This is a genomic window from Pseudomonas sp. AL10 (assembly GCF_029960685.1).
Classification (GTDB): Bacteria; Pseudomonadota; Gammaproteobacteria; order Pseudomonadales; family Pseudomonadaceae; genus Aquipseudomonas; species Aquipseudomonas lactis.
The window spans coordinates 1-12,088 of record NZ_JASBQZ010000050.1; the positions used below are offsets into that span (position 1 = coordinate 1).

Genomic DNA, 12,088 nt, shown 5'->3' on the forward strand with positions numbered 1-12,088 from the left:
GCGCAAGGGCGAGATCCTGGGCCTGTTCGGGCTAGTGGGCGCGGGGCGTACCGAGCTGTTTCGCCTGCTCAGTGGGTTAGAGCGCGCCAGTGCCGGCAGCCTGGAACTGTGCGGGCAAGCGCTGCAACTGCGCTCACCCCGCGACGCCATCGCCGCTGGCGTGCTGCTGTGCCCGGAGGACCGCAAGAAGGAAGGCATCATTCCGCTGTCCAGCGTGGCGGAAAATATCAACATCAGCGCCCGCAGCGCCCATGCCTCGTTCGGCTGGCTGCTGCGCGACGGCTGGGAGAAGGGCAACGCCGAGCGGCAGATCCAGGCCATGAAGGTCAAGACGCCGAATGCCGAGCAGAAAATCCTGTACCTGTCCGGCGGTAATCAGCAGAAAGCCATTCTTGGCCGCTGGTTGTCGATGCCGATGAAGGTCCTGCTGCTGGATGAACCCACCCGCGGTATCGACATCGGCGCCAAGTCGGAGATCTACCAGATCATCCATAACCTGGCGGCCAGTGGCATAGCGGTAATCGTGGTGTCCAGCGACCTGATGGAAGTGATGGGCATCTCCGACCGCATCCTGGTGCTGTGCGAAGGCGCCCTGCGCGGCGAACAACTGCGCGAACAGGCGACTGAATCCAACCTGCTGCAACTGGCCTTGCCACGCGGCCTGGCGAACTGAGAGACGACCATGACTATTCAAAACAACGCGTTGCCCTCGTCACGCAAACCTATGGACATGCGCGCATTGCTCGACAACTGGGCGATGTTGATGGCAGCCGTGGGCATCTTTGTACTGTGTGCCTTGCTGATCGATAACTTCCTCTCACCGCTCAACATGCGCGGCCTGGGCCTGGCGATTTCCACTGTGGGCATCGCCGCGTGCACCATGCTGTTCTGCCTGGCCTCGGGGCACTTCGACCTGTCGGTAGGCTCGGTGATCGCCTGCGCCGGGGTGGTCGCGGCGATTGTGATGCGCGATACCGACAGCGTGATGCTGGGCATTGGCGCCGCGCTGCTGATGGGCCTGATGGTGGGGTTGATCAATGGCATCGTGATCGCCAAGCTGCGGGTCAACGCCTTGATCACTACGTTGGCAACCATGCAGATCGTGCGCGGCCTGGCTTATATCTTTGCCGACGGCAAGGCGGTAGGGGTGTCCCAGGAGCAATTCTTCGTGTTCGGCAACGGCCAATTGTTTGGTGTGCCGGTGCCGATTCTGATCACTATTGTCTGCTTCCTGTTTTTCGGCTGGCTGCTCAACTACACCACCTATGGGCGCAACACCATGGCTATCGGCGGTAACCCGGAAGCGGCGTTGCTGGCCGGCGTGAACGTTGACCGCACCAAGATCCTGATCTTTGCCGTGCACGGCCTGATTGGCGCGCTGGCTGGAGTGATCCTGGCGTCACGCATGACCTCTGGCCAACCGATGATCGGCCAGGGCTTCGAGCTGACGGTGATCTCGGCCTGCGTGCTGGGTGGGGTGTCGCTGAGCGGCGGCATCGGCATGATCCGCCATGTGATTGCCGGGGTGTTGATTCTGGCGATCATCGAGAATGCGATGAACCTGAAGAACATCGATACCTTCTACCAGTACGTGATCCGCGGCTCGATCCTGCTGCTGGCCGTAGTCATCGATCGCATGAAACAACGCTGAACCCAGGCCCTATGAAAAACCAATGTGGGAGCTGGCTTGCCTGCGATAGCGGTGGCACAGGCTACACAAGTGTTGCCTGAACCACCGCTATCGCAGGCAAACCAGCTCCCACAGTTTAATCAGCGGTGAACTTGAAAATAGTGTGTTGGGTGTAAGTCTGCCCTGGATTCAAACGCGTTGAGGCAAAGCTCGGCTGGTTAGGCGCATCGGGAAAGTGCTGGGTCTCCAAGGTAAATCCACTCCAGTGCTGGTACGTCTTGCCGCCTTTACCCTTCACCGAACCGTCCAGGAAGTTGCTGGTATAAAACTGTACGCCAGGCTCTGTGGTGTAGAGCTGCAAACGCCGCCCTGATTCAGGGTCATGCACTTCGGCGGCCAGCTGTTTCACATTCCCTTTGGTATCCAGCGCCCAGTTGAAGTCGAAGCCACCCTGTTTCGGCTCGGCGAATTTGAGCTGCGGATGGTCGTCCTTGATGTGCTGGCCGATGGCGGTCGGTTTCAGGAAGTCCATGGGCGTGCCCTTGACCGGCGCCAATTCACCGGTGGGAATCAAGGTGGCATTCACCGGTGTGTAGTGGCTGGCGTGCAAGGTGGCGACCTGCTTGAGAATATCGCCGTTGCCCGCACCGGCCAGGTTGAAGTAGCTATGGTTGGTGAGGTTGAGCACCGTCGGCTTGTCGGTGGTGGCGGTGTAGTCGATGTGCAGTTCGTTGTTGTCGTTGAGGCGGTAGGTGACCTCGGTTTTCAAGTTGCCCGGAAAGCCCATTTCCCCGTCCTTGGACAGGTAGGTGAGGGTGACGCCCACCGAGTCTTTGTCCTTGACCGATTTGGCTTGCCACACCTGCTTGTCGAAGCCCTGGGCGCCGCCATGCAATGAGTTGGGGCCGTCGTTGAGCGGTACCTGGTAGCGTTTGCCGTCGAGTTCGAAGGCGCCGCCGGCCAGGCGGTTGCCGAAGCGGCCAATGGTCGCGCCGAAAAACGCGGTACCGCCTTGATAGCCTTGCACGTCATCGAAGCCCAGCACCACGTCGTCGAGCTTGCCGTGTTTGTCTGGCACTTTTAGCGACTGCAGCACGCCACCGTAGGTGATCACCGTGGCTTGCATGCCATGGCTGTTACGCAACACGTACTGTTCGACGGCGGTGCCGTCATTGGTTTTGCCGAAGGGTTTGTGTTCGCTGCTAAGGCCGGCGGCGTGCGCGCCACCGCTGGCGATCAGCATGGACAGCGCGAGGCCGGACAGCAGGTATCGAGGGTGCTTCATGGTCGAACTTCCTTTTGTTGTTTTGCTGGAATAGTTCTACTAATTTGAGATATTTTGTCGATATGACAGCAGATTTATAGCCTTTAACGCCGTTCTTGCAAAATAAAATAAGACTAATTAAGCGGAGCACTGATTGTTATGACTACCCAGCAAGCGATTTATCCCGACCTCAAGGACAAAACCGTGCTGGTTTCCGGCGGGGCTTCGGGGATTGGCGAGTTCATGGTGCGGGCCTTCGCCGCGCAGGGTGCCAAGGTGGCGTTCGTGGACCGTGCACAGAGCCAAGGTGAACGCCTGGCGGCGCTGCTGAACTCCAAAGGGCAGAGTGTCGAGTTCGAGTGCTGCGATATCACCGACGAGATCGGCTACCGCGCGGCGATCGGGCGCTTCGAGCATTCCCTGGGGCCGATTACGGTACTGGTCAACAATGCAGCGAACGATGTGCGCCACAGCCTGGAAGAAATCGACTCGCACCTGTTCGACCAGCTGATTGCGGTCAACCTCAAACATGCCTTCTTTGCCGCCAAGGCGGTGGTGCCGATGATGAAAGAGGCCGGCGGCGGCTCGATCATCAACCTGGGCTCGGTGGGCTGGATGATGGCCTCGGCCGGCTACCCCGTATACGCCGCCAGCAAGGCTGCCGCCCACGGCATGAGCCGAGCCCTGGCGCGGGAACTGGGGCCCAACCATATCCGCGTCAACACCTTGGTACCGGGTTGGGTGATGACCGAAAAACAACTGGCCATGTGGGTCGACGACGCCGCCAAGGACCTCATCGCCCGCAGCCAGTGCCTGCCCGGCAGCGTGATGCCGGAACACATCGCCAACATGGCGCTGTTTTTGGCCTCGGATGCCTCGGCGATGTGCTCGGCGCAGAACTTTATCGTTGACGGCGGATGGGTGTAGCGACGCGAACAGGGCCCTATGTAGGAGCGAGCTTGCTCGCGAAAAACGTCAACGATAACGCGTGTAGCCTGAGTAAACGCGGCGTCTATGAGTTTTTCGCGAGCAAGCTCGCTCCTACACATTAGCGCGAGTTCATTCGATGGGGTAACGCTTGAACGCCGGGTGCTGCTCCAGGCGTTCAGCATGGCGCTTGAGGTTGGGGAACGCATCGGCCTTTACCACCGAGGCCACGGTGAACTGGCTGAACGACCAGGCGACCGCTGCGGTAATCGACGCCTGGGTCAGCGCTTCATTGCCTGCCAGCTGCTTGTCCAGCAACGCATAAGCCGCCAGCAGTTGCCCGGTAACGCGCTCAAGCCACGGCGCATGCAATTTTTCAGCGGGGCGAAGGTTGTGTTCATAGACGATCTGCACGCTTTTTTCACAGGCCGCCAGCGCGAGCCCAAGCAGTTGCAGGTCGCGGGCGCGTGCCGCCGGTTGTTGGGGCAGCAGCTTCTTGTCAGCCGGCGCCAGCGCTTCCAGGTAATCGAGGATCAGGCTCGAATCCATCAGCACCGTACCATCGTCCAGCACCAGGGTAGGGGCCTTGACTACCGGGTTGATCTGGGCAAATTCAGCGTAAGTGCTGAACACCGAAAGCGGTTCATGCACAAAGTCCACCCCGTATAACTCCAGGGAAACAGCCACGCGGCGTACGTAGGGCGAGTCCAGCATTCCGACCAGTTTCATGCAGCCTCCATTGCTTACAGGGTGTTGGGCTCAAGAGATTACGGGCACGGGCCGGGTGTGCGCAACGGCGTTGTGCAGCAGCCGATACGCCTGCACCAGTTGCTCAAGGCTGAACGCCAGGTTGCGCCCGCTGGGGTTGGGCAGCACCCAGACAGAGGCGCCGCCCAGTGGCTGCGCTTGCAAACCCCAGGGGACCTCGCGCTGGCCGGTCAGTGCGCTATAGCCGGGCTTGCCGAGGAACGCGACGAAACGCGGGGCATGGCGGCGGATTTTCTGTTCGAACGCCGCAGCCGCGTCCTGGAGTTCATGCCGTGCCAACTCGCCTGCACTGGCCGTGGGGCGCGCCACCAAGGTGGTTAATCCGCAACCGTAGTGCAGCAAGGTGGCACCGTCTTGCGGGCGGATTTCATGGGGCGTGAAACCGGCCAAATGCACGGTGCGCCAGAAGCGGTTGCTGCGATTGGCAAAATGCAGGCCGAGGGCGGCGGAGCCCTTGCCAGGGTTGATGCCGCAGAACAGGACATGCAAGTGGTCGGCGAGGAGGTCGTCGAGTCGGTCGTTCATGCCGCATCTCCCTGCAAATGGCTCGATAGCCACTCGATAAAACACCGCGCCAGGGGGTCGTTCTCGCTGTCGCGATGGGTCAGTAGCGCCCAGCTGGGGCCGCGAATGGTGGCGTCTACCAACGGCGTAAGCAAACCTTTGGCTTGCCCCTGGCGGCTGAGCAACTGGCTTACCAGGCCAATCCCCAACCCGGTGCACACCGCATCCAGCAATAAACCGGGGTCGGAAAAATTCAGGCCCTGGTCCTGTTGGCCCACATCAATCCCGGCTTCCACCGCCCAGTGGCTCCAGTCCATTTCCCGCTCACCGTGCAAGGTGGTGCGTTGCTCAAGAGGCACCTCCAGCACCTGCGGGTGGCATGCCGGAAACAGCCGGTCGATATGCAGCACCTTGAAGCTGCATTCGGCCTGGGAGCTGATGTCGTCGCGCACCGCCAAATCGATGGTCTGGCTGGCCATGTCTGGCACTTCGTCGGTGCTGAAAATCCATAGATCGACCTGCGGGTGTTGGCGGCGAAAGTCGGCCAGGCGGGGCAACAGCCAATGCCGGGCGAAGGTCGGCGTGGTGTTGAGCACCAATTGATTGGGTTTGCGGTATTGCCCAAGGCGCCGCACGCCGACGGCCAGTTGTTGCAGTAAGGCCTGGGTGGTGCTGAGGAAATCCTGGCCGGCGTCGGTCAAGCTGACGCTGCGCCCGCTGCGAAAAAACAGCGGCTGTTCAAGGTACGCCTCCAGGCTGCGAATCTGCTGGCTGATTGCCGATTGGGTCAAGTGCAGCTCTTCGGCGGCTTTGTGAAAACTGCCCAGCCGAGCGGCGGCTTCAAAGCCGCGAAGGGTGCCGAGGGGCGGCCAGTGGTTGAGCATGCTGATAAGTTCCTCTAATCAGTTTTGCGCAAAATTCATCGTTTGTTTGCGCTATTTCTTCACCGTAGCATGCCTGTCATTAGCCCGTGGGTAGCTTTCACTGAACACAATGACTTAACTCAAAGGTACTTGTCATGCAGATGGATGAAGTTGAAAACCTGGGGTGGCGGATGCCCGCGGAATGGTGCCGGCATGCGGCGACCTGGATGGTCTGGCCTCATAACCAGGCGTTGTGGGAGAACACTTGGGGCGTGACGTTGGCGCAGGTGCAGCAGGACTTCGCGCGGGTAGCCACTGCCATTGCACGCTTTGAGCCGGTGAAGATGGTTGTCGACCCTTCGGCGGTTGCCAGTGCCATCGCCTTGTGCGGCCCGCGGATTGAACTGATTCCCCAGGCGGTCAACGACAGCTGGTGCCGCGACTCCGGCCCGTCCTTTATCTGTCACCCGCAACAGGGGCTGGCCGGTGTGAGCTGGCGCTTCAATGCCTGGGGCGCAAAGTCGGCCCATGAATGGGATGAAAGCCTGGCCCGTCGAGTGCTCAATCACCTCGGGCTTGTCTGCTTCGGCATGCCGTTGAGCAATGAGGGCGGTGCCCTCCATGTGGACGGCGAGGGCACCTTGATCACCACCGAATCGGTGCTGCTCAATCCCAACCGCAACCCTGGCGTGACCAAGGCTGACATCGAGGAGGTGTTCGCGCGCTGGCTGGGTATCAAGAAGACGATCTGGTTGCCCGGCGACCCGAACTACGTTACCGGCGACATGACGGATGGGCATGTCGACGGCATCTGCGCGTTCGCCCGCCCCGGCGTGTTGCTGGTGGACGCGACCCACGACCACAGCTCGGTCTATGCCCAAGTTGCGCGGGAAAATCGTCGCGTCCTGGAATTGGCCACCGACGCTCAGGGCCGTCGTTTTGAGCTGATCGAGCTGTATGAGGCTACCGAGGCCGTGAACACTGACGCCGAGGTGTTCTGCGCCTCCTACACCAACTTCTATATCGCCAATGGCGCAATCATCATGCCTGCCTATGGAATCGCCGCGGATCAGGTCGCGGCCAATGTCCTGGGCCAGGCTTTTCCGGACCGCGAGATCGTACCGGTGCGCATCAACCACCTGGCCCATGGCGGCGGCGGTGTGCATTGCATCACCCAACAACAGCCTGCCTGGCCATTGAAGGGGTAATGCCATGCGTCTATTGACGATTGCCACTACCCAGATGCCTTGCACCTGGGATTTACCGAGTAACCTCGACCGCGCCGAGCAACTGGTGCGCGACGCAGCCGCCAAGGGCGCCCAGGTAATCCTGTTGCAGGAGCTATTCGCTACGCCGTATTTCTGCATCGAACAACGGCATCAGCACCTGGCCTTGGCCGAGGAGTATCAGCACAGCCAAGTGCTCAAACGCTTTGCTGCATTGGCCAAGGAGTTAGGCGTCGTGCTGCCACTGAGCTGGTTCGAAAAAGCCGGCAATGCGTTCTTTAACTCCCTGAGTGTGGCGGACGCTGACGGGCGATTGCTTGGGGTGTACCGCAAGAGCCATATTCCCAACGCCATCGGCTACCAGGAGAAGGAATATTTTAGCCCCGGTGACACCGGTTTTCGCGTGTGGGACAGCGCCTTCGGGCGCCTGGGCATCGGTATCTGCTGGGACCAGTGGTTTCCGGAAACCGCGCGCTGCCTGGCATTACAGGGCGCCGAGGTACTGCTGTTTCCCACCGCCATCGGTTCGGAACCCGGCTGTGCCAGCCTCGATTCCCGCGACCATTGGCAGATGACCATGCGCGGGCACGCGGCGGCCAACCTGCTGCCGGTGGTGGCGGCCAACCGCGTCGGGCGCGAAGTGGCGAACAGTAATGCGAGCCTGCAAATGGATTTTTATGGTTCATCGTTTATCTGCGATCACAAAGGCAAGCTGTTGGCCGAAGCCGACCGCGACAGCACGGGCGTACTCGTGCACAGCCTGGACCTGGCCACCATGGGCGAAGAGCGCCTGACCTGGGGCATATACCGTGACCGTCGCCCGGACTTGTACGGTGCGCTGCTGACCCTGGATGGGCGCCTATCATGAAACGCCTGTTGAGCTGTGCCCTCATCCTCACCAGCGCCTGTGCCGTGGCTGATGACAAGACCTTGAAGCTGTATAACTGGGCCGATTATTTTGCCCCTGACACCTTGTCCAGGTTCACCGCCGAAACCGGTATCCAGGTGATCTACGATGTGATGGACAGCAGTGAAACCCTGGAAGCCAAGCTGATGGCCGGAGGCAGTGGCTATGACTTGATCTTCCCAGGCGACACAGTGGCCGAGCGCCTGATGCGTGCCGGCAGCCTGCAGGCCCTGGACCCTGCCAGGCTCACGGCCCTGGGGGACATTGAACCGGGCCTGCAGGCGTTGCGTGCGCACTACGTCAATTCAAACAAGGCCACGGTGCCCTATACCTGGGGCACCATCGGCCTGACCTACAACACCGAGCAGATCCTCCAGCGCCTGCCGAACGCGCCGGTCAACAGCCTCGATCTACTGTTCAAGCCCGAGTTTGCCGCCCAATTCGCCGATTGCGGCATCTCCCTGATTGACTCGCCGGATGAAGTGCTCGCGGTGGTGCTTAACTACCTGGGCCGCGACCCGCGCAGTGCCAAGCCCGAAGATCTGGCTGCGGCCAGTGCACTGTTGCTCAAGCTGCGCCCCTTTATTCGCAAGTTCCAGTCGCAACCGGTGACCGATCTGGTCAACGGCAACCTGTGCCTGTCCCTGGGCTACAGTGGCGACATGACCCAGGCCCAGCGTGCCGCCGATGCGGCCGGCAAGGCGGTGACCTTCGGCTATCACATCCCCCGCGAGGGCACGACAGTCTGGATGGACACCATGGCGATTCCCGTCGATGCCCGGCACCCGGAATACGCCTACGCTTTTATCAACTTTGTGATGCGCCCGCAGAACATGGCCGCTATCACCAACCTGACCGGCTATCCCACCGCCAATGCCAAGGCGCGACCGCAGGTGGAGGCCAGTCTGCGCGACAACCCGGATATTTACCCAGATGCCGCCACCTTTGAACGGTTGATCGCTGGCAAAGATATCCCCCAGGCCGATATGCGTGCACGTATGCGCGTATGGACTAAATTCAAGACCGCCCCTCTTCAGTAGAGACCCCCATGCCAACCCGTCGAACCTTCCTCAAACACACCAGCGTGGTCGCAGCGATGAGCCTGATTGCTCCTTACGTACGTGCCGCTGTCAGTGGCCGCTTCTATATGCCCGACGAGGGTGAAAAACACCGCCAGGCGTTTATCGCCTTTGGTGCCCAGGAGGCCATCTGGGAGGACTTTACCGCCGATGTTCAAGCAGCGCTGGGCCGTATCGCCCGGGCGATTGCCGAGTATGAGCCGGTGACCGTGTTTTGCCGTGGAGACGAGCGGGTGCTGGCGGAAAAACATTGCGGCACGCGCAACATCACCTTTGTCGAGACCGAGCTGGACGACATCTGGATACGCGACACCGGCGCCAATTTCGTGATTGATGGCACCGGAGCGCTGGGGGCGGTGGATTTCAACTTCAACGGGTGGGGCAACAAACAGCAGCACGCCGAGGATGCGCAACTGGCTGCCCAGATTGCCGAACACACTGGGGCCCGCTACTGGCGCAGCGAACTGGTGGGCGAGGGCGGTGGCATTGAAGTGGATGGCCTGGGCACCGGCATCATGACGCAAAGCAGTTGGATCAATCGCAATCGCAACCCCGACTGGAGCCAGGCTGAGGTGGAGGCCGAACTCAAGGAGCGCCTGGGCTTGCGTAAAATCATTTGGCTGCCGGGTATCAAGGGCAAGGACATCACCGACGCCCACGTGGATTTCTACGCACGCTTTGTGTCTCCCGGCGTGGTGCTGGCCAATCTCGACACCGACCCGCAGTCCTATGACCACAAGGTCACCCTGGCACACCTGGAAATGCTCAAGAACGCCACCGACGCCGATGGTCGCCCGTTGCAGGTGCATACCGTATCGCCGCCGCTCAAGCCGCGTAAAAGCAAGTTCAGCCAAGGCAACCCGGATTTCGCCGCGGGCTATATCAATTACTTCGTGATCAACGATGCGGTAATCGCGCCTGAGTTCGGCGACCCACTGGCGGACCGCAAGGCGCTGGAGCTGCTGTCGCGGCTGTATCCGAGCCGCAAGGTGGTGCAGATCAATATTGACGCTATCGCAGCGGGTGGCGGTGGCATTCACTGTGTGACGAGTCATCAACCTTTGGTTTAGTCTGGAACGCTTCGTTGATCACAAGCGCCTCTGGAGCATTGATTATGACCGAGTACGTACCTGCCAAAGTCTGGACCTGGGACGCCGAAAGCGGCGGCACCTTCGCCAGCATCAACCGACCCATCGCCGGCGCCACCCACGAAAAGCCGCTGCCGGTGGGCAAGCACCCGCTGCAGTTATACTCCCTGGCCACGCCCAATGGGCAGAAGGTCACGATCCTGCTGGAAGAGCTGCTGGCCCTGGGGCACAGCGGCGCCGAATACGATGCCTGGCTGATCAAGATCGGCGACGGCGACCAGTTCGGCAGTGGCTTTGTGGCGGTGAATCCGAACTCGAAGATTCCTGCACTGATGGACCACAGCGGCGCCACGCCGATTCGCGTGTTCGAATCAGGCGCGATTTTGCAGTACCTGGCCGAGAAGTTCGGTGCGTTCCTGCCAACGGAGCCCGCCGCCCGGGCTGAATGCCTGTCGTGGCTGTTCTGGCAGATGGGCAGCGCGCCTTACCTGGGGGGCGGCTTTGGGCATTTCTATGCCTATGCGCCAAGCAAGATGGAATACCCGATCAACCGCTTCGCCATGGAGACCAAGCGCCAACTGGATGTGCTGGATAAGCGCCTGGCGGTCAGCCAATACATTGCCGGGGATGAATACACCATTGCCGATATCGCGATATGGCCTTGGTACGGTGGGTTGGTCAAAGGCCGTTTGTATGGCGCGGCGGAGTTTTTGTCGGTGCATGAATACAAGCATGTGCAGCGCTGGGCGGATGCGATTGACGCACGGCCGGCGGTGCAGCGTGGACGGCGGGTGAACCGGGTGTCGGGGGATGATCAGCTGCCTGAGCGCCATGATGCAAGTGACCTGGATTGATACGATAACCAGGTAGGAGCGAGCAAGCTCGCTCCTACAAACCTGCGTTATTTGTAGCGCTGCTCAAACACCCCCACCTGCTCAGGCGTGATCAGCTCGAAAGGCACCCACACCTGTGCGTCAACTTGCTCGCCCTTGATCATCCGCACCGCCGCTTGCACGGCCTGGGCAGCCTGGGCCTTGGGGTCCTGGAACACTGAGCCCGCCAGCAGCCCACGCTTGATCGCCGCCAGGCCATCGGGCAAGCCGTCGATGCCGACAATCGCAATCTCGCCCTTGGCCTTGCCAGCTTGCTGCAAGGCCATGGCCGCGCCAATCGCCATTTCATCGTTGTTGGCGACAATGGCATTGAACGGGGTGCCGGCCAGCAACCAGTTGCTGGTCAGGTCCATCCCCTTGCTGCGCTGCCATTCGGCGCTTTGCTGCTCGACGACCTTGATCCCCGGGAAGTCCTTGAGCACCTGTTTGACCCCCTCGGTGCGGTCATGGGTGGCGTTCTGTGCAAGGTCGCCCATGATGATCGCCACATTGCCCTTGCCGCCCAGTTTTTGTGCGAGATAGCGCATCTGCAATTGCCCCGCTTCGATGTCGTTGGAGGCCACCGTAACCACGCCCTCAGGCAGCGTACGCTCATCCGGGTGGCGGTTGACGTACACCAGCGGCGTCTTCGCCGCCACGGCGGCGCGGGTGATGTTGGCGGTGGCAGCGGTGTCCACCGGCAGCACGATGACCGCATCGACTTTCTGGTTGAGAAACCCTTCGACCTGATTGAGCTGGCGCACCACATCGCCCTGGGCGTCTTCGAATTGGATCTGCACGTCCTGGTGTTTCGCTGCCGCCTCCAGGCCGGTGCGCACATAGGTCATGAAGTTATCGTCCACCCGGGCAATGCTCACGCCGATGCGATAGGCAGCGAAGGTCCACTGGCTGAACATCAATAACAGCGCGGCCACTAGTAATGAATAACGGTGCATGAGG

Annotated in this window: 13 protein-coding genes; 8 read left to right on the top strand and 5 right to left on the bottom strand. The window is 60.7% G+C overall.

The annotated features are described in order from the left end of the window. Both QK296_RS26035 and araH read left to right on the top strand, forming a co-directional pair. A partial coding sequence (locus QK296_RS26035; RefSeq protein WP_282391814.1) for an ATP-binding cassette domain-containing protein occupies window positions 1-673 on the top strand: 673 nt, incomplete at its 5' end. A gap of 9 nt (window positions 674-682) precedes the next feature. Then, a complete protein-coding gene (gene araH / locus QK296_RS26040; protein ID WP_057710054.1) occupies window positions 683-1,651 on the top strand; it encodes an L-arabinose ABC transporter permease AraH in 969 nt (322 codons plus the stop codon). Window positions 1,652-1,766: 115 nt separating this feature from the next. Here araH and QK296_RS26045 read toward each other — a convergent pair whose 3' ends face one another. Continuing rightward, window positions 1,767-2,915, bottom strand: coding sequence for an aldose epimerase family protein (locus QK296_RS26045; protein WP_169855245.1), 1,149 nt, complete (start codon window positions 2,913-2,915; stop codon window positions 1,767-1,769). Window positions 2,916-3,053: 138 nt separating this feature from the next. Between QK296_RS26045 and QK296_RS26050 the strand changes: the two genes are divergently transcribed. Beyond that, window positions 3,054-3,821: an SDR family oxidoreductase gene (locus QK296_RS26050; protein ID WP_169855246.1), complete on the top strand. Its 768-nt coding sequence runs from the start codon at window positions 3,054-3,056 to the stop codon at window positions 3,819-3,821. Window positions 3,822-3,953: 132 nt separating this feature from the next. Here QK296_RS26050 and QK296_RS26055 read toward each other — a convergent pair whose 3' ends face one another. From QK296_RS26055 to QK296_RS26065, 3 genes are read right to left on the bottom strand one after another with little or no spacing between them, the layout of a single operon-like run. Continuing rightward, the gene (locus QK296_RS26055; protein WP_034135335.1) at window positions 3,954-4,550 is read right to left on the bottom strand and encodes a glutathione S-transferase family protein; all 597 of its coding nucleotides are present in this window, start codon (window positions 4,548-4,550) and stop codon (window positions 3,954-3,956) included. A 30-nt stretch (window positions 4,551-4,580) separates the two neighbouring features. Next, complete coding sequence (gene mug, locus QK296_RS26060) at window positions 4,581-5,114, bottom strand: G/U mismatch-specific DNA glycosylase (RefSeq protein ID WP_169855247.1); 534 nt, start codon at window positions 5,112-5,114, stop codon at window positions 4,581-4,583. Continuing rightward, a complete protein-coding gene (locus tag QK296_RS26065) occupies window positions 5,111-5,977 on the bottom strand; it encodes a LysR substrate-binding domain-containing protein (protein ID WP_003190567.1) in 867 nt (288 codons plus the stop codon). The genes mug and QK296_RS26065 overlap by 4 nt, the downstream gene beginning before the upstream one ends. Before the next feature lie 134 nt (window positions 5,978-6,111). Here QK296_RS26065 and QK296_RS26070 point away from each other — a divergent pair, with 134 nt between their 5' ends. Genes QK296_RS26070 through yghU form a run of 5 tightly spaced genes read left to right on the top strand, consistent with a single transcriptional unit; the run spans window position 6,112 to window position 11,110 of the window. Continuing rightward, on the top strand, window positions 6,112-7,164 hold the full coding sequence (locus QK296_RS26070) for an agmatine deiminase family protein (RefSeq protein ID WP_003190568.1): 1,053 nt from the start codon (window positions 6,112-6,114) through the stop codon (window positions 7,162-7,164). A gap of 4 nt (window positions 7,165-7,168) precedes the next feature. Continuing rightward, window positions 7,169-8,050, top strand: coding sequence for an N-carbamoylputrescine amidase (gene aguB, locus QK296_RS26075; RefSeq protein WP_003190571.1), 882 nt, complete (start codon window positions 7,169-7,171; stop codon window positions 8,048-8,050). Beyond that, window positions 8,047-9,129 carry an extracellular solute-binding protein gene (locus QK296_RS26080; protein ID WP_003190573.1) on the top strand — a complete coding sequence of 361 codons (1,083 nt, stop codon included), beginning with the start codon at window positions 8,047-8,049 and terminating at the stop codon, window positions 9,127-9,129. Before aguB ends, QK296_RS26080 begins: the two co-directional genes overlap by 4 nt. A gap of 8 nt (window positions 9,130-9,137) precedes the next feature. Continuing rightward, on the top strand, window positions 9,138-10,238 hold the full coding sequence (locus tag QK296_RS26085) for an agmatine deiminase family protein (protein ID WP_003190575.1): 1,101 nt from the start codon (window positions 9,138-9,140) through the stop codon (window positions 10,236-10,238). A 44-nt stretch (window positions 10,239-10,282) separates the two neighbouring features. Then, on the top strand, window positions 10,283-11,110 hold the full coding sequence (yghU, locus tag QK296_RS26090) for a glutathione-dependent disulfide-bond oxidoreductase (protein WP_192001880.1): 828 nt from the start codon (window positions 10,283-10,285) through the stop codon (window positions 11,108-11,110). A gap of 47 nt (window positions 11,111-11,157) precedes the next feature. Here the strand turns inward: yghU and QK296_RS26095 are convergent, their stop codons facing one another. Then, window positions 11,158-12,084 carry a sugar ABC transporter substrate-binding protein gene (locus QK296_RS26095; protein WP_169855250.1) on the bottom strand — a complete coding sequence of 309 codons (927 nt, stop codon included), beginning with the start codon at window positions 12,082-12,084 and terminating at the stop codon, window positions 11,158-11,160. Window positions 12,085-12,088 lie beyond the last annotated feature (4 nt).